A 20,946-nucleotide genomic window follows, 5' to 3' on the forward strand; every position below is an offset into this window, starting at 1 on the left:
ACGCGCGCCCCGGTCGCTCACCCCCTCCCCCGGAAGAAGCCGTCGATCGCCCCGCACACCTCGTCCTGTTCCGCCTCGGTGAGCCCCGGGAAGATCGGCAGCGCGAGGGCCTCAGCCGCCGCCCTCTCCGATTCGGGGAACGAGCCCTTCCGATATCCCAGGTCGCGGAAGCACGGCTGGAGGTGAAGAGGCGTCGGGTAGTAGACGGCGCATCCAATCGATTTCGAGCGAAGGTGGGTCATCAGCTCCGCGCGCCGCTCGGCGCGGACGACGTACTGGTGAAAAATCGGGAGGCTTCCCGCCGGCGCCGGAGTCGGCGGAACGATCGGGCCCGCGCGGCCGCCCCGCCGCCCCACGCCCTCCCCGCCCGGGAAGAGATCGAGCAGCCGGCGCGTGTAGCGCGCCGCGATCCTCCTGCGCTCGTCGTTCCAGGCGTCGAGGCGCGACGCCTTGACGAGGAGCACCGCCGCCTGGAAGGCGTCGAGCCGGCTGTTCATCCCCACCTCACGGTGATCGTAACCGCCCGCGTCCCCATGCGCCCGAAGAAGCCGGATCCTCTCCGCGACATCGGCCCGCCGGGTCGTGACGAGCCCGCCGTCCCCCATCCCGCCGAGGTTCTTCGTCGGATAGAAGGAGAAGGCGGCCGCATCGCCGAAGGCGCCGGCCGGCCGACCGTCGCACCGGGCGCCCATCGACTGCGCCGCGTCCTCCACGAGCGCGACACCGCGCGCCGCGGCGAGACCCTCGAACCGCGCCCAGTCGGCGCACAGCCCGTAGAGATCGACCGGGAGCAGCGCCCGCGTGCGCGGCGTCACCGCCGCTTCGGCGAGAGCCGGATCGAGGTTGTACGTCTCCGGATCGATGTCGGCGAAGACGGGGCGCGCCCCCGTGCGCGCCACCGCCCCCCCGGTCGCCATGAAGGTGAAGGGCGTCGTCACGACTTCGGCGCCCGGGCCGGCGCCGAGCGCCACGAGCGCCAGTAGGATGGCGTCGGTCCCCGAGGCGACGGCGATCGCGTGCGGCACGCCGCAGCGCTCGGCGAGCGCGCGCTCGAGCGCCGCGGTCTCGGGCCCGAGGATGTACTGCCCGGAGTCGAGCACGCGGGAGAGCGCCGCGTCGATCTCTCCGCGGAGCGGGCCGTGCTGCCGTGTCAGGTCCAGGAACGGGACGCTCATGCGCTCTCCTCGGCCGTGAGCCGCGTCGCGACCAGCAGACCGGTCATCGTCACGAGCAGCACGGCGCAGGCGTTGATCTGCAGCGGAAAATCGACGAGGGAATGGATCGCCACCATCAGCACCCCGACGCCGACGCCTCGCGATGCGTACGACTCGCCCGCCCGGGCCCCGGTGATCGACGGCACGAGATACCTCCTCGCGAAGACGAGGGCTCCCGCGAGGAAGACGAGGACGCCCACGATCCCGGTCTCGGAGGCGAGCTGCAGGTAGTCGTTGTGCGCCTCATGCCACGCGTACGACGTCCCGGCAGGGTAGACGGAGCCCCACGCCTCCGAGAAGGTCCCGAGGCCGGTCCCGAGGATCGGGTAGGCCGCGGCGATCTGGAGCGTCGCCCGCCAGCCGACGAACCGGGAGACGAACGAGGGCTCCGACTCGACCTCGCGAAAGGCCTGGAGCCTCTCGGCGAGCGGGCCCACGCCGAGCCAGATCGAGACGGCCACCGCGGCGCCGACGAGGGCCAGGGCCACGAGCGCCTCGGTCCTCCCGACTCTCCCGCGCACCGCCATCGCCGCCCCCGACAGCGCGAGGGCGCAGGCCAGGGCGAGGATCGCTCCGCGCGACGCGGAGAGGACCAGCGCCCCGGCCATGACCGCGACGACGAAGGAGACGAGGAGGAGCCGCGCGAAGGGCTCCGGCCCGTGCGCCGCCAGCGAGAAGAGCCCGCGGCCGCCCGCGGGACCCGCGAGGCGACGGGTCTGGTCGAGCAGCATCCCGGCCGCGATGGGGATGATCATCCCGACGAAGGCGCCGAAGTGGTTGCGATTGATGAAGGGGCCGAACGGAGCCGCCGCGGAGTCGACGTCGATCGACCAGTACAGTTTCCCGTTCCAGGAAAACCTCTGGAGAATTCCGAAGACGGAGATGGCGAATCCCAGGACGACGAGCCAGCGCGTGAGAAGAGCCACCCGGCGCCTCACGACGAGGAAGTTGACGGCGACGACGAACAGGCCGAGCAGCGAGACGAAGATCGCCAGCCGCTGGGCGGTGGCGAACGGGTAGATGCTCAGCGGGCGGAACGTGGACGCCGCCGCGCCGAGCCCCTCGGAACGGGGGCCGGGAGCGTCGAGGAGACGGCGCACCACCGCGTCCCCCTCGGCGCCCGCGAGAAACGATCCCGTGCCGGCGAAGTCGACGTGCCCGGCGTCCCATCCGGGCAGGGACGCGGCGAAGACGGCGCCGGCCGCGGGGGACACGCGCCGGACGACGGCCGAGGGGAGCGGCACGAGCTGCGCCGCGACGACCAGGGCGAAAAGGAGCGCGGGAAGCTCGACCCCGCTCGAGACGAGGCGGTGCCCGAAGAGGCCGAACCTCGAGAACCGGGGGGGACCTGCGTCCCTCGGGGGCGGGACCCACGCGCACCGCACCACCCAGACCAGCACGAGGACGAGGCAGGCCCACTCGAGCGCGCCGGCGACCGGGGGCTGGACCGCCCCGAGAGCGAGGGGCGCCCCGGTGACGATGAGGATCATGAGGCCGAGAATCCCGGCGTCGAAGGCGGCTTCCCGCCCTCCCACTCAGCCCCTCCTCATGCACGCATCCGCGGGACGAAGAAAGCCGCGGTCCGCGCCAGACCTTCCTCGAGGTGCACTTTCGGGTCGTACCCCAGGTGCTCGTGCGCGGCCGACACGTCGGCGAGCGAATCGCGGACGTCGCCCGCGCGCGGAGGATCGTGCCTGGGCGCCACGTCGGCGCCGAGGATGCCGTTGACGATGCGGACGAGATCGAGGAGGGAGATCCGCCGCCCGCACGCCACGTTGAACGCGCGGCCGAGCGCGGAGTCCCCCGCCCGGCACGCGAGGAGGTTCGCGTCGACCGCGTTGTCGATGTAGCAGAAGTCGCGCGTCTGCTTTCCGTCGCCGTAGATCGTCGGTGATTTCCCCGCGGCCATCATCGTGATGAACCGGGGGATCACGGCGGCGTACTCGGAGGCGGGATCCTGACGGGGCCCGAAGATGTTGAAGTATCGCAGGGAGACCGTCGGGAGACGGTAGAGAGCGTGGAAGACGCGCGCGTACTGCTCCCCTCCGAGTTTCTGGATGGCATAGGGGGACAGCGGGGAGGTCGGCATCGTCTCGACCTTGGGCAGGACCGGCGTGTCGCCGTAGGCCGACGAGGACGAGGCGTAGACGAACCGCTCGACGCCCTTCTCGCGGGCCGCCTGGAGGAGGTTGAGCGTCGCGGTGATGTTGGCCGCGTGAGTCCGCACGGGATCGGCGACCGATCGCGGCACCGAGGGGATGGCGGCCTGGTGCAGGACGTACGACGCGCCGTCCACGGCGCGACGCGCGACCTCGACGTCCGCGAGATCTCCCTCCAGGATCTCCGGGCGCGCGCCTCCTGCCGCGCGGCTCGCCGCGTCGATGTTCTCGCGCCGTCCCGTCGCGAAGTTGTCCACGACGCGGACGCGCTCCCCCTCGCGGAGCAGGCGCTCCACGATGTTCGAGCCGATGAAGCCGGCCCCGCCGGTGACGACGAACAGTTTCCCCACGGATCCTCCCGCCGGCCTCGCGTTCCGGCCCGTCAGCGCTTGCCCGCGTCGACCCCCGGCCGGCCCACGCAGCGGTAGCTGAAACCGAGCCGCGACATCTCAGATACCTCGTAGATGTTCCGGAGGTCCACGATGGCCGGGGACTTCATCACCTTCTTGAGGCGGCCGAGGTCGAGCTGCCGGAACTGGTTCCACTCGGTGGCGACGACGAGGACGTCCGCCCCCTCCGCCGCGTCGTACTCGCTCTGCGCGAAGGTGACACCCTTCAGCACCTTGCGCGCCGCCTCCATGGCCACCGGATCGTACGCGCGGATCTTCATCCCCCACTCCCCGAGGATCTCGGCGACCCGCAGCGCCGGCGACTCGCGGATGTCGTCCGTGTTCGGCTTGAACGAGATCCCGAGAAGGGCGGCCGTCTTCCCCTTCGGCTCGCCGACGAGATCGCGCACCTTGCCGATGACCTCCCCGATCTGCTGGTCGTTGACCTCCATCACGGCCTCGACGATGCGAAGGCGGTACCCGCGGTTGCGCGCGATCTGCGCGACGGCCTGGGTGTCCTTGGGGAAGCACGAGCCGCCGAACCCGGGGCCGGGGTGGAGGAACTTGCGGCCGATCCGGTTGTCGAGCCCCATCCCGCGAGCGACGTCGTGGACGTCGGCTCCGATGCGATCGCAGAGGTTGGCGATCTCGTTGATGAAGGAGATCTTGGTCGCGAGGAAGGCGTTGCTCGCGTACTTGATCATCTCGGCCGTGACGACGTCGGTGGTGAGGAACGGCGTCTCGATCAGGTAGAGAGGGCGGTACAGATCCCTCAGGATGGCCGTCGCCTGCGGGTCCTCCGTCCCGATCACCACTCGGTTCGGCCGCATGAAGTCCTCCACGGCGGCCCCCTCGCGGAGGAACTCGGGGTTGCTGGCGACCGAGAAGGCGATCTCGGACTTCCGGTTCTCCTCGATGAGCTTGCGGATCATCGATCCGGTTCCCATCGGGACGGTGCTCTTGGTGACGACGACCTTGTACTCGTTGAGGTGGCGCGCGACCGCGAGCGCGACGTCCCGGACGAAGGTCAGGTCGGCGGCGCCGGACTCGTCCGGCGGGGTGCCGACGGCGATGAAGATGACGAGCGACTGCTCGACGGCGGTGGCGAGATCGGTCGTGAAGCTCAATCGCCCCTGCCGCACGTTGCGCTCGACCATCTCCTCGAGGCCGGGCTCGTAGATCGGCATCCTGCCGGCTTTCAGATCGCGGACCTTCTCCTCGATCTTGTCCACGCACGTCACGTGGACGCCGAACTCGGCGAAGCACGCCCCGGTCACCAACCCGACGTACCCCGTTCCCACGACGGCGATGTTCATTCGATGCGTCCCCTCGGGCCTCGCGCGCGTCAGTCGACGAAGCGGTACTTGACGATGCACCAGATCGCCGCGACGCCGTCCTTCCAGCCGATTTTCTTTCCCTGAGCGTAGTCGCGGCCGTGATAGGAGATGGGGACCTCGTAGATCCGCCATCCCCGCCGCGCGACCTTCATCGTGAACTCGGGCTCGAACCCGAAGCGATCCGATCGCAGCTTCAGGCCGTCGAGGACCCGGCGCCTGAAGACCTTGTAGCAGGTCTCCATGTCGGTCAGGTTGATGTTCGAGAGCATGTTGCTCAGGAGCGTCAGAAAGCGATTGCCGGCATAATGCCAGAAAAGGTGAACGCGGTGGGGCCCCGCCAGGAACGAGCACCGTGTGGACCTCGTTGAAGACCGGGATGACGACGGAGGCCTTCAAGAGGAGACGACCCCGGCGCGATTTCCCGGCCGCCGATCCTTCAGCCACGCTACGAAGCGCCGGATCCCCTCCTCGATGGGCACCTTCGGGTCGTACCCCAGCTCCTCGCGCGCGCGCGAGACGTCCGCCCACGTCATGCGGACGTCCCCGGGCTGGTTCGGCATGGCCTGGATCTTCGCCGGCGTCCCGATCTCGCGCTCGAGGATCGCGATGAGCGAAGAGAGCGGCACGCGGCGCGACTCCCCGAGGTTGTAGATGTGGAACCCCGAGACCCTGTCCATCGCCCTCACGACGCCTTCGATGATGTCGTCGACGTACGTGTAGTCGCGCTCGGTCGAGCCGTCGCCGTAACGGGGAAGGGGCCGCCCTTCGAGGATCTCGCGCGCGAACTTGTGGATCGCCATCTCGGGGCGCTGGCGCGGGCCGTAGACCGTGAAGAATCTCAGGCACGTGACGTCGAGGGCGTGCACGTGGTGGTGGGCATAGCACAGGAGCTCCCCCGCCGCCTTCGTGGCCGCGTAGGGGGAGACCGGATGGGTCACCGGATCGCTCTCCGCGAACGGGACCTTGTTCGCGTCGCCGTAGACGGAGGAGGACGACCCGAAGACGAAGCGACGGGGACCGTGCCGCCGGCACGCCTCGAGCAGGACCGACGTGCCCGTGAGGTTCACGTCGCTGTACAGGGCCGGCTCCGCGATCGACGGTCTCACGCCCGCGCGCGCGGCGAGGTGGACGACGACGTCGAACCTCTCCGCGCCCAGGACCTCGTCGACGGTCGCGGCGCTCCGGATGTCCCCCGTGATGAGGCGGTAGCGCGGATGCGCGAGCGCGGCGGCCACGTTGTCGCGCTTGATCGCCTCGTCGTAGAAGGGATCGAAGTTGTCGAGAGCGACGACCCGATCCCCGCGGGCCAGCAGCCTTTCGCAGAGGTGCGAGCCGATGAACCCGGCGCCCCCCGTCACGAGCACTGTGCTCACGTGCGATCCCCCTCCCGTGGCTGCGGCCCCCTCAGAGCTTCACGAGCTTCGAGCGGCCGCGCTTGAGGCTCCGCGTGGCGTTGCGCGTGTCGACGAGAACCGGCACTCCGTCGAGGATTCTCTGGTAGTCGACGTCGGCGTGATCGGTGACGATGACCGCGCAGTCGAGGCCCCGGAGCGATCCGCGCGTGAGCGGGACCGACGTCGCGGCCGGGCCATGGGAGCCGCCGTGAAGGGCCGGCACGTGCGGATCGTGATACCGGACCACGGCCCCCCTCTCCCGCAGCAGGCGCATCAGGTCGAGGGCCGGCGACTCGCGCGTGTCGTTGGTGTCCCGCTTGTACGCGACGCCGACGACGAGCACCTTCGCGCCGCGAAGCGCCTTGCGGCGCACGTTCAGCGCGTCGACCACCTTGCCGAGCACGTAGTTCGGCATCTGCCCGTTGACCTCCGCCGCCAGCTCGATGAACCGCGCCTGGTAGTCGAGCGTCCGCAGCTTCCACGAGAGGTAGTGGGGATCGATCGGGATGCAGTGGCCGCCGAGACCCGGCCCGGGGTAGAACGGCATGAAGCCGAAGGGCTTCGTCGCCGCCGCCGAGATGATCTCCCAGACGTCGAGCTTGAGCCGGTCGCAGATGAGCGCGATCTCGTTCACCAGGCCGATGTTCACGGATCGGAACGTGTTCTCGAGGAGCTTGATCATCTCGGCGGCGCGCGCCGAGCTCACGGGGACGACCCTCTCCACCGCCTGCTGGTAGAGGTGGGCCGCCATGCGGCCGCACGCGAGGGTGATCCCGCCGACGACCTTGGGGGTGTTGCGGATCCCGTACCGGGCGTTCCCGGGATCGACGCGCTCCGGCGAGAAGGCCAGGAAGAAATCGACGCCGGCCCGCAGGCCCCCTTCCTGGAGGCTCGGCAGCATGATCTCCTCGGTGGTCCCGGGATACGACGTCGACTCGAGGACGATGAGCATCCCCCGGTGGACGCGCGGCGCGATCTCGTCGAGAGCCGAGACGATGTAGGAGATGTCGGGATCGCGCGTCTTGCGGAGCGGAGTCGGCACGCAGACGATGACCGCGTCGAGCTTCCGGATGATCTCGAAATCCGACGTCGCGCTGAGCCTGCCGGCGCCCAGCGCCTCCCGCAGCGCCTTCGACGAGACGTCCTGGACGTACGAGCGCCCCCGCTTCAGGGAGTCGACCTTTCTTGCGTCGACGTCGATGCCGTGGACCCGGAAGCCCTGCCGCGAGAACTCCAGCGCGAGAGGCAGGCCCACGTACCCCAGGCCCAGGATTCCGATCTGCGCGCGCCTCGAGTCCACCCTGGCGCGCAGGTCGTCGGCGATCTTCCGGCCGTTCCCCGCGGCTCGCTTCACAGCCCCTCCGGCGAGACGGGCTCCGGCTTCGTCGTGCCGTCGTTGTTGGGATCCTTCAAGCGCTCCTTCTCTCCTTTCTCGCGATAGTGCCGGACGAACCACGACATCATCTTGCTCTTCTGGACCCCGTGCAGCACGTCCTGAAGATCTCGATAGAGGGTCGGGTCGTTGATGAACGCTCCGGCGGTCCCGTCCCCGTGGTTGAGCTTCTCGGTGATCTCCCTGAGGTTTTCCGTGACCTTCTTCAGATCGCCGAGGACCTGGCCCGCGACCTCGTCGTCCGTGACGAGGCGACCGGCGAGGCCCTTCCCGTCCCGGATCTCCTGGACGAGGCCCTTCATCGTCCCGGTGGTCGCCTGGAGATTGGCTAGAATCTGGCTCACGGATCCGTCGGGCGCCAGCGCCTGCATCGCCACGCCTTTTTCGTCGGCGAGGCGGCCGAGGATCGCCTCGATGCGACCGAGCGAGGTCTCGACGCGCGCGACGGTGGTGTCGGCGAGCTCCCGGTCCGCGAGCAGCCGCCCCGCCAGCCCCTGCCCCCGGTCCACCTTCCCGAGGATGGAGTTCGTGGTGGCGACGGATTCCTTCAGGCTGGAGATCGTCTCCTTCCCGAAGTTCGGATCGAAGAGGGCGGAGCCGAGAAAGGTCTCGCGGTTCTGGAGCTGGTCGAGGATCACCTTGAGCCCCTTCGTGATCCCCTGGAGATCGTCGGCGATCGAGGCCCCGAGCGCCTGGAACTCCTCCATCCCCATCCCCTCGGGCACCTGGATGTACGACCCGGGCTCGAGGACGGGCTCCCGCGCGCTCCCGGGGGTGAGATCCAGGAACTTGTCGCCGCCGAGCAGGGAGAGGACCTTGAGCGTGGCCGTCGTGTCCCGGCGAATGCGCGATTCGACGGCATGGTCCACCTTGAGGACGATGTCGATGTCGCTCCTTTGAGGGTCCTCGGGGAGGACCACCTCCGTCACCGTCCCGACCTGCACCCCGACGAGCCGCACCGGCGAGCCGACCTGGAGCCCGTTGGTGTTCGCGAGCCGGATCCTGTACGCGACCTTCCGGGACCAGAGGCGGCTCTCGCTGCCGATGGCGAAGAGCCCCACGGCGAAGATCAGGGCCGCGACGGTCAGGACCAGGCCGACGCTCAGGTCCCGTCCGGCGCGCTTCGGTCCGGTCATCGGTCACCTCCCCGTCGCGCACCGTCGAGGAACGCGCGGAGCCTGGGCTCCGCGCTGGCCCGGGCCTCCGCCACGGTGCCTGTGAAGAGCAGCTTCCCTTCATGCAGGAACGCCATGCGATCCCCCACCGTGAACGCGCTGTCGATGTCGTGCGTCACGACGATGGCCGTGACCCCGAGGGCGCGCTGGAGATTCCGTATGAGATGGTTGATGGCCCCGGCCGTGATCGGATCGAGCCCCGTGGTCGGCTCGTCGTAGAGCAGGCCGGCCGGCTCGAGCGCGATCGCGCGCGCGAGCGCCACGCGCTTGCGCATGCCTCCGGAAAGATCCGCGGGCGTCAGCGCCTCCACCCCCGGGAGCTCCACGAGCTCCAGCTTCCCGGCGACCCGCGCGCCGATCTCCTCCTCCGTCATCCGCGTGTGCTCCCTGAGCCCGAAGGCGATGTTCTCATACACGTTCATCGAATCGAAGAGGGCCCCGGCCTGGAAGAGCATGCTCACCTTGCGGCGCACCGCCATGAACCGCTCCTCCGGGTAGTCCGTGACGTCGTCCCCGTCGACGAAGACGCGCCCTCCGTCCGGCCGGTGCAGCCCGATGACGTGCCGGAGCAGCACGCTCTTCCCGGTGCCGCTCCCGCCGAGCACGACCATCGTCTCGCCTCTCGGCACGTCGAGCGTCACGCCGTCGAGGACCACCTTCGGCCCGAACGACTTCCTGACGTCCTCGAACCGGATGAAGGGCTCCGCCACCGGCCCCTCAGAGCACGACGAAGAAGAGCTTCGTCAGGAAGAAGTTGGAGACGAGGATCGCGATCGACGCCGTGACCACGGTGCGCGTCGTCGCCCGGCCGACGCCGTCGGCGCCCCCCGACGCGCGCAGCCCGTTGTAGCACGCGACGAGCGCGATGATGAGCGCGAAGACCGGCGTCTTGCCCGTCCCCGTGAAGACGTCCCGGAAGCTCAGCGTCGTGACGACCTGCCTCAGATAGTACGACCCCGACTGGCCCAGCTCCATGACGCTGATGAAGAGCCCGCCGAGGATGCCGACGAAGTCCGCCAGCACCGTCAGCGCCGGGACCATCAGGAAGGTGGCGACGACCTTCGGCATGACGAGCTTCTTGACCGGGTCTGCGCCGAGCGCGCGGATCGCGTCCACCTGCTCGGTGACGTTCATCGTCCCGATCTCCGCGGTGATCCCCGCGCCGACCCTCCCGGCCACCACGATCGCGGTCAGAACGGGGCCGAGCTCCTGCACCATCGAGAGAGCGACCGCCTTGCCGATGAGCATGCGCGCGCCGTACTGCGCCAGCGTGTACGCGGTCTCGAGCGCGAGGACCATGCCGGTGAAGACCGCCGTGATCGTGGTGATCGACAGCGATCGCACCCCCAACTGGAAGAGCTGATGGCGGATCTGCTCGCCCTCGAACGGGCGGGAGAAGATCTGCCTCACCGCCGCGCGGAACAGAATCGCGACCCCGCCCACCTCCTCGAGGCCGTTCCTCAGGATCTCCCCCATCGCGGGCGATTATGACACACGGGGCGGGGGCGGCGACCGTCAGTCGCCGTAGCCCCGCGGGTGATCGCGATGCCACGCGAGCGCCGAGTCGATAATCGTCTTCAGGTCGCTGAAACGCGGGCTCCATCCGAGCTCTTTCTTCAGCCGCGCGGACGAGGCGAGGAGGAGCGCGGGGTCGCCCGGGCGGCGCCCCGCCTCGAGCACGCGGATCGATCGGCCCGAGACCTCCTCGGCGACGCGGATCACGTCCCTCACGCTCGCCGCCTGATCGGCGCCGAGATTGTACGCGCGGAAGGCCGCCCCCGCGGACGGCGCGTCGAGCGCCCGCAGCGCCAGGACGTGGGCCTCCGCGAGATCAAGCACGTGCACGTAGTCGCGCAGGCACGTCCCGTCCGCCGTCGGATAGTCGGTCCCGAAGATCTCGACGAAGTCGCAGACCCCGAGCGCGGCGCGCAGGATGTTCGGGACGAGGTGCGTCTCGGGATCGTGGTCCTCGCCCATCGATCCCGCCGGGAGCCCGCCCCCCGAGGCGTTGAAGTAGCGCAGCGCGATCGAGCGGAACCCGTAGGCCTCGCCGTACCAGCGCAGCGCGTGCTCGAAGGCGAGCTTCGTCGCCCCGTACGGGTTCGTCGGCGCCGTGGGGTGCTCCTCGGTGATCGGCACGCTGACCGGCTCCCCGTACACCGCGGCGGTCGAGGAGAAGACGAGCTTCGCAACGCCCCGCGCCCGCACGAGGTTCAGGAAGGCGATCGACTTGACCAGATTGTTCTCGTAGTAGGCGGCCGGGTCGCGCATCGACTGGCCGACCTGCGCGGAGGCCGCCATGTGGATGACGGCGCGCACCTCCCCGAGCGAGAGGGCGCGGTCGACCGCCTCGGGATCGACGATGTCGCCGACGACGAGATCCGTCCGGCCGACGGCGCGGGTGTGTCCCTCGCTGAGATCGTCGAGCACGATGGCGCGGTCCCCGCGGGAGCGGAGCAGCTGCACGATGAACGAGCCGATGTACCCGGCCCCACCCGTCACGAGAACGTCCATGTCAGGAACCTCCGGTGGCCGCGCCGCGCGGCGACAGATCGACTCCGGTGAGCTTCCACACCGCGAGCCCGGCGAACGGAACGAGCGAAAGGTAGTGCACGGCCGCGAAGGCGAGATCGGCCGCCGCGAGCACGAGGAAGGCCTTCGGCTCGCCGTACCCGAGCACGGCGACCACGAGGAAGACGCCGCCGAGAGCGCGCAGGAGCGCCGCGGCGACGACGTTGCCGAGGTATCGGCCGGGGTGGAGCACGGGCATGAGGTAGAAGGCCGGGACGCCGGCCAGGAAGACTCCGAGAAACCGGAGGTAGATCTGCTGCTGCGGCATCTCGAGGCCCAGCGCGCCCGCGAGAGCCGCGGGCGCCGCGAGGATGCAGATGGCGAAGAAGAGATCGTACAGGGCGCCGGCGAGCATGGTGGCCCGCACGATCCAAACGAAGGTCCCGGTGTTCATGGCTTGCGTCTCCCCCACCCTCCGCCGCCGGGCGTCTCCACGATGAGCACGTCACCCTTCGCCACGCGCGCCCGGAATTTCCCGGGCATCCGCTCTTCACTCCCGTCGCGCCCCACCAGGGTGTCCCGGCCGGGCGCCCCCGCCTCGCCCCCCGCGGCGCCCCACGGGCGGAGCGATCTCCGCTCGGACAGCACCGTCACCTCCGCCGGCGCGAGGAACTCGTACTCGCGGACGAGGCCGTCGCCGCCGCGCCTCAGGCCTTCGCCGCCGGAGCCCGCGCGCAGGCTGTAGCGGCGGATCACCACGGGGAAATCGTGCTCGATCGCCTCGATGGGGGTGTTGAGCGAGTTGGTCATGTGGGTGTGCACCGCGCTCAGGCCGTCGCTCCCCGGCCGCCCCCCCATGCCCCCTCCCAGGGTCTCGTAGTACGCGAAGGCGGCGCCCGTCGCGGGATCCGTCCCGCCGATGGCGACGTTGTTCATCGTCCCGGCGCTCGCGGCCGGGATCCGCCCGGGGATCGCGCGCGCGAGGGCCCCGAAGACGACGTCGACGATGCGCTGCGACGTCTCGACGTTGCCGGCGGCGACGGCGGCGGGCGGGTTCGCGTTGACGATCGTTCCCGGCGGGGCGATGAGCCGGATCGGGACGAAGCATCCGTCGTTCGCGGGCACCTCGACCGGCAGGAGGCATCGGAAGGCGTAGAGCACGGACGAGCGCGTGATCGCCTCGACGGCATTCACGGGCCCGGCGGTCTGAGGCGCGGTGCCGGTGAAATCGACGATCGCCTCGCGATCCCGCAGCGTGATGCGGACGCGAATCGGCAACGGCCCGCTCCCGAAACCGTCGTCCTCGAGGGCGTCCTCGAACTCGTAGATTCCCGGGGGGAGCGTCGCGAGGAGGGCCCGGGTGCCGCGCTCGGCGTACGCGTGGAGCTCGGCGGCCCTCTCCTGCACCGCCGCCTCTCCGTACGTCGCGCACATCTGCGCCACGCGGGCGCGCCCCACGTCGAGCGAGGCGATCTGCGCTCGCAGATCCCCCGACCGCTCGCGGGGGGTCCTCACGTTGGCGAGGATCATCGCCAGCAGGTCATCGTCGACGCGTCCCCCGCGCGCGAAGCGGACGGGGGGGATCCGGAGCCCCTCCTGGAAGATCTCGGAGGCGAGCGGCATCGAGCCCGGAGACATCCCGCCGATGTCCGAGTGATGGGCGCGGTTCGCGGAGTAGAAGAGCGGCGACTCCGGGTCCGAGCCGTAGTACGGGGCGACCATCGTGATGTCGGGGAGGTGGGTTCCGCCCGCGAAGGGATCGTTCACCGCCGCGATGTCCCCGGGAGCGAGGTGCATCGCGTCGAGCACGGCGCGCACCGACGCGGGCATCGAGCCGAGATGCACGGGCATGTGGTCCCCCTGCGCGATCAGCCGGCCGGCGCCGTCGAAGAGCGCGCACGAGTAGTCGCAGCGCTCCTTGATGTTCGGCGAGTAGGCCGCGCGCCTCAGCACCGCCCCCATCTCGTCGCAGACCGACGCGAAGAGATTCCGGAAGATCTCGATCTGCACGGGCAGCGTCATCGAGCCCTCCGAATCCGCAGGGAGCCGTCGGCCCCCGCGATCGCGCTCGATCCCGACGGGACGAAGGTCGTGGCGCCGGCCTCTGTGACCACCGCGGGCCCCCGGACGGTCTCTCCGGGAGTCAGCCCCCCTCTCTCGATCGAGACCCCCTCGCGCCACTCCCCGCGATCCCAGAGGCGCGCCGGTCGGCGGCCGGCCTCGCGCCGCTCGGGGGCGGCGAAGGGGACCGGCGCGACGGGAAGGCGCGCGGCGACGCGCACGGTCACCGCGATGACGTCGTCGCCGCGCCGGTCGAACCCGTAGCGCCTGAAGTGCTCGGCGTGGAAGGCGGCGATCCAGTCGCCGTCCGCAGGGACTGCGATCTCATGCGACTGGCCGCGGTATCGCGCGTCGATGGTGCGCTCGACGACGACGCGATCTCCCGCGGACGCGGGGCGCTCGGTCCCGAGGAGAATCGAGCTCGCCTCCGAGGCGAGCCGCGCGAAGCTCGATCTCAGGGCGGAGTCGCTGACGGGCCCCGCGGGGACGAGCACCGTCTCCGATCGATCCGCGACGAGGTCTCCCGCCAGGAGCCCCCACGCCGACAGGACCCCGGGCTCGGCGGGCACCAGGACCTCGTCGATCCCCGCCGCGGCGGCGACGCTCGACGCGTGCAGGCCACCGGCGCCGCCGAAAGCGCAGAGGGCGAACCCGGCGGGATCGAACCCGCGGAAGAGGGAGACATGCCGGATCGCCCGCGCCATCGTCACGTTGGCGACGTCGAGGATGCCGGACGCCGTCTCCTCGAGGGACATCCCGAGCGACGCGGCGAGCGCTCCGATCGCGCGCTCCGCCGCCGCGGCGTCGAGCGCCATCTTCCCGTCGAGGAAGCGCTCGGGGACGATCCTCCCCAGGAAGAGGTTCGCGTCGGTCACGGTCGCGGGGCCGCCGTGCCCGTAGCACGCCGGGCCGGGATCGGCGCCGGCGCTCCTCGGGCCCACCTTGAGCGCCCCCCCCGGATCGATCCAGGCGATCGAGCCGCCGCCGGCCCCCACGGTGTGGATGTCCACGACGGGCGTCCGGATCGGATAGCCGGCGACCACGGTCTCACCCGACAGGAGGATCTGATCGGGGACCAGGGAGACGTCGGTCGACGTGCCGCCCATGTCGAACGAGACGAGCCGGCCGATGCCGACGGCGGCGCAGGCGCGGCGCGCGGCGACGACTCCGGCGGCGGGCCCCGAGAGGACGGTCCGGACGGCCTCGTCCGAGGCGACGCCCGGAGCGAGCGCGCCGCCGTTGCTCCCCATGATCGTGAGCGACCCCGCCTCAAGCCCCCCCTCGAGCCGTCGGAGGTATTTGCCGACCAGGGGCGAGACGGCCGCGTTGACCGCCGCGGTGCTGCACCGCTCATACTCGCGGAACTCGCGCACGAGCGACGACGAGATCGTGACAGGGCCGTGGAAGATCTCCCGGAGCAGGCGCGCCGCCTCGGCCTCGTGACCGGGCCGGATGTAGGAATGGAGGAAGCAGACGGCGACCGCGTCGGCCCCGGCGCGCACCGCCGCCTCCGCGGCGCGCCGGACGGCGCCGGCGTCGAGGGGCCGGCGGATCGATCCGTCGGCGAGAACGCGCTCCGGGATCCCGAACCGCAGATCCCTCGACACCAGGGGGGGCGGCCGCGTCGCCTCGAGATCGTAGAGCGAAGGGCGCGACTGCCGGCCGATCTCGAGCACGTCCTCGAACCCGGCGGTCGTGACGAGGGCGACGCGCGCCGTTTTCCCTTCCAGGAGCGCGTTGGTGGCCACCGTCGAGCCGTGGACGACCTCGATGCCGGCGGCTGGGGCCGCGGATCCCTCCCGCCATCCTGCGGCGGCGAGAGCGCCCAGGATGGCGATCGAGGGATCGGCGGGCGTCGAAGGCACCTTGAACGAGACGACCCCCCGGTCGCCCGCGACCACGACGTCGGTGAACGTGCCGCCCGTGTCGATGCCGATTCGCAGTGGAACTCCCCCCGATCGCCCGCGCCTCGCTCCCGGCGAAGCGAGCGATTCTACATGACGCCCGCGTCGAAGGGGCGGGCCTGCGCGTTGCGGGGGCGCGGCGCCGCGCGTATCCTCGCGCGCCATGCTGAGAATCGCCTTTCACGCGATCGTCATCGCGGTGAGCACCGCGTTCTTCGGCGTCCTGGCGATCGTCGCGCTGATCCTGATCCCGAACGGAGATCCCCTCCTCTGGTTCGCGCGCCCCTGGGCGCTCGCGATCACGACCGCCTGCGGCGTGAGGGTGCGCGCGATCGGCCCGGAGAACCTGCGGCGCGCCGCGCCGTGCGTGATCCTGTGCAATCACGCCAGCAACGTAGACATCCTCGCGCTGCTCCTCGCCCTCCCGGGACAGTACCGCGTCCTCGCGAAGCGCGAGCTGTTCTGGATACCCGTATTCGGCTGGGCGATCTGGCTCGCGGGCTTCATCCCGGTGGATCGCGGGCGGCGCGAGCGAGCCCTCCTCAGCATCGAGCGCGCGGCGGAGAAGGTGCGGCGGGGGCGCTCGGTGCTGATCTTCGGCGAGGGAACGCGGAGCGACGACGGGACTCTCCAGCCGCTCAAGAAGGGCGGCTTCCACCTGGCCCTGCGGAGCGGCGCGCCCATCGTGCCCGTCAGCATCCGCGGGAGCCACGCGGTCCTTCCCAAGGGGGCCCTCCGGATCCGCCCCGGGCGCATCGACGTCGTGGTGGGAGATCCGATCGCGACGCGGGGCCGCTCGGCCGACGACCTCGAGGAGCTCGTGGCCGAGGTGCGCGCAGCGCTCGCCGCCGGTCTCGAAAGGCTCGAAACCTGAGCGCAGGATCGGCGTACGTGCGGGGGCGCGCTGCCGTGCCCCGTGAACCGGGACGCGTCGAGGCGCGTTCCTCGCCACGCTCAAGGGAGAACCCGATGAATCGAATCAGATCGCTCGCGGTCGCGGCCCTGCTTCTCGCGGCGCCGGTGACCGTGGTCCTCGCCGCCGGGTCGAAGAGCGCTGTGCCGTCCGTCCCGCTCACGACCTTCACACTGGACAACGGGCTCAAGGTGGTGCTGTCCGAGGATCACGCCTTCCCCGTCATCGCCTACTCGATCGACTACGCGGTCGGATCCCGGGCCGAGCCCGCGGGGCGATCGGGGTTCGCGCATCTCTTCGAGCACATGATGTTCCAGGGGACCCCCAACGTCGGGAAGGGGGAGTACTTCAAGTACGTCGAGAGCAACGGCGGGATCTTCAACGGATCGACCCACGAGGACTACACGAACTACTACGCCGAGCTCCCCGCCCACCGGCTGGAGCTGGCGATCTGGCTCGAGGCCGACCGGATGCGCTCGCTCGCCATCAACGCCGAGAACCTGAAGAACCAGCAGGAGGCGGTGAAGGAGGAGAAGCGGCTCGGCATCGACAACCAGCCGTACGCCGACGCGCTCGCGAACCAGCTCACCGACGTCGCCTTCAAGAACTACGCGAACCGGCACTCGACGATCGGATCGTTCGACGACCTGAACGCGGCCTCGGTGAAAGACGTGCAGGACTTCTTCACCACGTACTACGCGCCAAACAACGCGACGCTGGTCCTCGTGGGCGACTTCGATCCCGCGGAGGCGAAGCGGCTCATCGTGCGGGAGTTCGGATCCATTCCGAGGCAGCCCTCCCCCATCGCCGTCGACTCGACCGAGCCCCCCGCCGGCGGCGAGGTGCGCAGGGCGGTCAAGGACGTCCAGGCGCCGACCCCCGGCGTGGTCATCGCGTGGCGGGGGCCGGCGCGGAGCACGACGGACTACTACGCCCTGGCGCTGCTTCAGGGGGTCCTCTTCGAAGGTAACGCTTCGCGGCTCTACCAGGATCTCGTCAAGGGGAAGGAAGTCGCGGTCTCCATCCAGGGGGACATGGGGATGCCCCTGGGCGACTACGTCGAGTACCGGAGCCCCGGCCTGTACGGCCTCTTCGTCATCTACAAGCCGTCGATCGACGCCAACGGCATCGTTTCGGAGGTCCAGTCCGAGATCGACCGGATCGCGAAGGAGGGGGTTCCGGCGGACGAGCTCGAGCGGGCGAAGGTGCAGTTCCGCTCGAAGGTCGTGAGGGGACTCACGTCCACCCTCGACCGCGCGACGCGGCTCGGCATCTACGCGGCGGTGGACGGCGACGCCTCGAGGATGACCACCGACATCCCCAGGTTCCTGGACGTCTCGTCCTCGGACATCCGTCAGGCGGCGGCGAGCTTCCTCGTCGCGTCGAACCGCGTGGTTATCGAGATCCAGCCGGCCCCGGCCGGCGCGACGCCGGCGGCCGCCGGCGTGAAGGAGGCGAAGTGATCATGCGCGTTCCCCCCGGGGCGATGACTTCGATCGCCGCGGCCCTTCTCGCGGCGATGCCTCTCTCCCTCGCGGCGACGCCCGCGCCGAAGGCCCCTGCACCGCTTTCCGGCTCGCCCCGACCGGTGAAGCTCCCGAAGATCCACGACACGATGCTGCCGAACGGCCTGCTCGTCCGCGTCGTCGAGGATCACCGGCTGCCGCTCGTGAACATGACCCTGGTCCTTCCGTTCGGGACCACATCGGATCCGGCCGGCCTCCCCGGCATCTGCCAGGTGACGGCGGACCTGCTCGAGGAGGGAACGACCTCGCGGACGAGCCGCCAGATCGCGGATGAGCTCGCCGCAATCGGAGGCTCCCTGACGGCGAGCGCGGGCCCCGACTCGGTCACCGTGTCCGGCTCCGTTCTCTCCGAGTTCGTCCCGCGGCTGGCCTCGCTCCTGGCGGACGAGATCCTCAACCCCTCGTTCCCGCAGGCCGAGGTCGCGCTCCGGAAGGCGAACATGAAGCAGGAACTCGCGCAGAACCGCGCGCAGCCCGCGTGGCTCGCCCGCCAGAGGTTCGCGGGCGCCGTGTACGGGAGCTCCCCCTACGCGAGAACCTCCCCCACCGACGCGTCGATTGACGCGATGGAAAGGGGGGCGATCGCCGAGTTCCACCGGAAGATGTTCGTGCCGGGAGCGGCGATCCTCGTCGTCGTCGGAGACGTCGAGGAGGCGGCGGCCCTCGCGGAGATCACCGCGAAGCTGGGGAGCTGGAAGGGAGGGTCCGTCGCCGCGCCTCGGTTCCCCGACCCTCCGGCCGCGTCCGCGAGGCGGATCCTCCTCGTCGACAGGCCCGGCTCGGTGCAATCCGACATCGTCGTCGGCACTCTCGGGATTCGCCGGACCGATCCTCTCTATTTCCCGGCTCTCATGCTCGACGGCGTCGTGGGGGCGGGGACCGCGTCCCGGCTCTTCCTCGTGCTCCGCGAGGAGAAGGGGTTCACCTACGACGCCCACAGCGAGTTCCGCACGCGCCTCCGGTCGGGAGACTGGTGCGCGGTCACCGAGGTGCGCACCGACGTCACGAAGCCCGCCCTGGCGGAGATCCTGAAGCAGCTGGACCGCGTGCGCAACGAGACCGTGGACCCCTCCGAGCTGACCGCTGCGAAGACGCTCGCCACGGGGATCTTCACGCTGCAGCTCGAGAGGCCCGCGGCCCTCTCCGGCCTCCTCGCCGAGCAGCGCTTCTTCGGGCTTCCGGCCGACGAGCTCGAGACGTACGTCGCGAAGATCGGCGCCGTTACGCCCGAGCAGGTGCGCGACGCCGCGAAGAGCCTCTGCGACACGTCCCGATCCGCCATCGTCGTCGTCGGGGACGGGGAGAAGGTCCGGGCCGAGCTCGAATCGTTCGGCCCGGTCGCCGTCTTCGACGCGGAGGGGAACCCGAAGGCCGCCGCGCACTGATCCTCCCCCGCACGACATCGCCCCTTGACGTGTGGTTGCAAAGTGATATCATTATGCAACCACACGCTCAAGGAGGCGACAGACCATGATTCGTGAAGCGACCCGCCCGACCCTCTCAGGACTGATCGTGATCCCCATCCTGCTGGCGCTCCTCGCCGGCGGCGTCCTCGGCGTCGCGGCGGGAATCCGCGACGCCCGGCCCGCGATGATCGTCTTCTGGCTCGTCACGACCGCGGCCGGCGTGGTCCTCGGCGCCCTCGGCTTCGTCGTCGTGGCGCCGAACGAGGGGAAGGTGATGCAGCTCTTCGGGGCGTACGCCGGCACGGTGAGGCAGCCGGGGCTCCGGTGGACGAACCCGTTCCTCACCGCCCGGCGCGTGTCGATGCGCGTCCGGAACTTCGAGAGCAGCAAGCTCAAGGTGAACGATCTCGACGGCAACCCCATCGAGATCGCGGCGGTCGTCGTCTGGAAGGTCGTGGACACCGCGGAGGCGCTTTTCCAGGTCGACAACTACGAGAACTTCATGCACGTCCAGACGGAGGCGGCGCTCCGGAATCTCGCGACGAGCTACTCGTACGACTCCCACGAGGACTCGCACATGTCGTTGCGCGCCAACGCGAAGGAGATCGCCGAGCACCTCAAGAAGGAGGTGCAGGAACGACTCGACCAGGCGGGGATCTCGGTCATCGAGACGCGCATCAGCCACCTCGCCTACGCCGCCGAGATCGCCCAGGCGATGCTGCGGCGCCAGCAGGCCTCGGCGATCATCGCCGCGCGGCAGAAGATCGTCGAGGGGGCCGTGGGAATGGTGGAGATGGCGCTGGCGAAGCTCTCGGAGCAGAAGATCGTCGTCCTCGACGAGGAGCGGAAGGCCTCGATGGTGAGCAACCTCCTCGTCGTCCTGTGCAGCGACCACGCGACCCAGCCCGTCGTCAACACCGGCACCCTCTACCAGTAGCGCCGTGGCCGAGCGCAGACCGTTTCTCCTCCGCGTCGACCCGGCGGTGCTCGAGGCGCTCCAGCGCTGGGCCGACGCGGACCTCCGGAGCCTCAACGGACAGATCGAGTGGGTCCTGAGGCGGGCTCTCCGGGACTCGGGCCGCATGAAGGAGCCGGAACACGGCGCCGGCGGGGCAGGGAAGCGAAAGCCGGGATGAGGGGGCGGCTCGCCGACGCGACGCGCATAGACTCTAGGATCGTCGGCTCGGGGCGCTTACTCTCTATGGGTTCGCGCGCCGTCCCTCCCCGACTCGTCGTCCCGCCAAGCCTTGCCACCTCAAGCGGTTCTCGACGCGATCCCGACAGGCAAGAGCCGCATCTCCCGTGGTCCGCGGCTTGCTCCACCGGCGGCACCACCAACCATGTGGACCCGGAGGATCTCGCATGCCGTCGTTCAAGCTCGCGCACAGGGTGGCCGGAGGCGCGCTCGTCGCCCTCGCCGCGCTGATGCTCCAGGCAAGGCCCGCTTTCGCCCAGGGGTGAGTGGCCGCAAGACTCGACGCGCCCGTGCCCGGCGCGCCCGCGGAAACTGGAGGGGTCGACAAGTGGGAGGTCACCCTCTCATGGCGCAACCAGAGGTCCGATC

18 protein-coding genes and 1 pseudogene are annotated in these 20,946 nt (G+C 70.2%); 5 read left to right on the forward strand and 14 right to left on the reverse strand.

Translation table 11 applies throughout. The features are described 5' to 3' along the window. Positions 1-17 precede the first annotated feature (17 nt). From HY049_03540 to HY049_03605, 14 genes and pseudogenes are all read right to left on the reverse strand, one after another. Positions 18-1,175 carry a DegT/DnrJ/EryC1/StrS family aminotransferase gene (locus tag HY049_03540; protein ID MBI3447980.1) on the reverse strand — a complete coding sequence of 386 codons (1,158 nt, stop codon included), beginning with the start codon at positions 1,173-1,175 and terminating at the stop codon, positions 18-20. After that, entirely contained in the window at positions 1,172-2,749 is a 1,578-nt protein-coding gene (locus HY049_03545) for an O-antigen ligase family protein (GenBank protein MBI3447981.1), read from the reverse strand. The genes HY049_03540 and HY049_03545 overlap by 4 nt, the downstream gene beginning before the upstream one ends. Before the next feature lie 11 nt (positions 2,750-2,760). Continuing rightward, a complete protein-coding gene (locus tag HY049_03550; GenBank protein ID MBI3447982.1) occupies positions 2,761-3,723 on the reverse strand; it encodes an SDR family oxidoreductase in 963 nt (320 codons plus the stop codon). A gap of 32 nt (positions 3,724-3,755) precedes the next feature. Beyond that, complete coding sequence (locus HY049_03555; GenBank protein ID MBI3447983.1) at positions 3,756-5,078, reverse strand: UDP-glucose/GDP-mannose dehydrogenase family protein; 1,323 nt, start codon at positions 5,076-5,078, stop codon at positions 3,756-3,758. Positions 5,079-5,107: 29 nt separating this feature from the next. Continuing rightward, a pseudogene (locus HY049_03560) lies at positions 5,108-5,443 on the reverse strand (glycosyltransferase family 2 protein). A 48-nt stretch (positions 5,444-5,491) separates the two neighbouring features. Continuing rightward, positions 5,492-6,472, reverse strand: coding sequence for a GDP-mannose 4,6-dehydratase (locus HY049_03565; GenBank protein ID MBI3447984.1), 981 nt, complete (start codon positions 6,470-6,472; stop codon positions 5,492-5,494). 31 nt (positions 6,473-6,503) lie between these two features. After that, on the reverse strand, positions 6,504-7,847 hold the full coding sequence (locus HY049_03570) for a nucleotide sugar dehydrogenase (GenBank protein ID MBI3447985.1): 1,344 nt from the start codon (positions 7,845-7,847) through the stop codon (positions 6,504-6,506). Next, a complete protein-coding gene (locus tag HY049_03575; protein MBI3447986.1) occupies positions 7,844-9,022 on the reverse strand; it encodes an MCE family protein in 1,179 nt (392 codons plus the stop codon). The genes HY049_03570 and HY049_03575 overlap by 4 nt, the downstream gene beginning before the upstream one ends. After that, the gene (locus HY049_03580) at positions 9,019-9,771 is read right to left on the reverse strand and encodes an ABC transporter ATP-binding protein (protein MBI3447987.1); all 753 of its coding nucleotides are present in this window, start codon (positions 9,769-9,771) and stop codon (positions 9,019-9,021) included. The genes HY049_03575 and HY049_03580 overlap by 4 nt, the downstream gene beginning before the upstream one ends. Before the next feature lie 7 nt (positions 9,772-9,778). Then, the gene (locus tag HY049_03585) at positions 9,779-10,537 is read right to left on the reverse strand and encodes an ABC transporter permease (GenBank protein ID MBI3447988.1); all 759 of its coding nucleotides are present in this window, start codon (positions 10,535-10,537) and stop codon (positions 9,779-9,781) included. A gap of 39 nt (positions 10,538-10,576) precedes the next feature. Then, positions 10,577-11,575, reverse strand: coding sequence for a UDP-glucose 4-epimerase GalE (galE, locus tag HY049_03590; protein MBI3447989.1), 999 nt, complete (start codon positions 11,573-11,575; stop codon positions 10,577-10,579). 1 nt (position 11,576) lies between these two features. Continuing rightward, the gene (locus HY049_03595; protein ID MBI3447990.1) at positions 11,577-12,026 is read right to left on the reverse strand and encodes a hypothetical protein; all 450 of its coding nucleotides are present in this window, start codon (positions 12,024-12,026) and stop codon (positions 11,577-11,579) included. After that, positions 12,023-13,594, reverse strand: coding sequence for a hydantoinase B/oxoprolinase family protein (locus HY049_03600; GenBank protein MBI3447991.1), 1,572 nt, complete (start codon positions 13,592-13,594; stop codon positions 12,023-12,025). The genes HY049_03595 and HY049_03600 overlap by 4 nt, the downstream gene beginning before the upstream one ends. Continuing rightward, positions 13,591-15,702: a hydantoinase/oxoprolinase family protein gene (locus HY049_03605; protein MBI3447992.1), complete on the reverse strand. Its 2,112-nt coding sequence runs from the start codon at positions 15,700-15,702 to the stop codon at positions 13,591-13,593. The genes HY049_03600 and HY049_03605 overlap by 4 nt, the downstream gene beginning before the upstream one ends. Between HY049_03605 and HY049_03610 the strand changes: the two genes are divergently transcribed. From HY049_03610 to HY049_03630, 5 genes are all read left to right on the forward strand, one after another. Then, positions 15,701-16,411, forward strand: coding sequence for a 1-acyl-sn-glycerol-3-phosphate acyltransferase (locus HY049_03610; GenBank protein MBI3447993.1), 711 nt, complete (start codon positions 15,701-15,703; stop codon positions 16,409-16,411). The two genes, HY049_03605 and HY049_03610, sit on opposite strands and share 2 nt — an antisense overlap. Positions 16,412-16,506: 95 nt before the next feature. Continuing rightward, a complete protein-coding gene (locus HY049_03615; GenBank protein MBI3447994.1) occupies positions 16,507-17,913 on the forward strand; it encodes an insulinase family protein in 1,407 nt (468 codons plus the stop codon). Positions 17,914-17,915: 2 nt separating this feature from the next. After that, the gene (locus HY049_03620) at positions 17,916-19,361 is read left to right on the forward strand and encodes an insulinase family protein (GenBank protein MBI3447995.1); all 1,446 of its coding nucleotides are present in this window, start codon (positions 17,916-17,918) and stop codon (positions 19,359-19,361) included. A gap of 85 nt (positions 19,362-19,446) precedes the next feature. Next, entirely contained in the window at positions 19,447-20,319 is an 873-nt protein-coding gene (locus HY049_03625; protein ID MBI3447996.1) for an SPFH domain-containing protein, read from the forward strand. A 4-nt stretch (positions 20,320-20,323) separates the two neighbouring features. Next, the gene (locus HY049_03630; GenBank protein ID MBI3447997.1) at positions 20,324-20,518 is read left to right on the forward strand and encodes a hypothetical protein; all 195 of its coding nucleotides are present in this window, start codon (positions 20,324-20,326) and stop codon (positions 20,516-20,518) included. Positions 20,519-20,946: the final 428 nt, after the last annotated feature.

It is taken from the genome of Acidobacteriota bacterium, from assembly GCA_016195325.1.
Classification (GTDB): Bacteria; Acidobacteriota; Polarisedimenticolia; order JACPZX01; family JACPZX01; genus JACPZX01.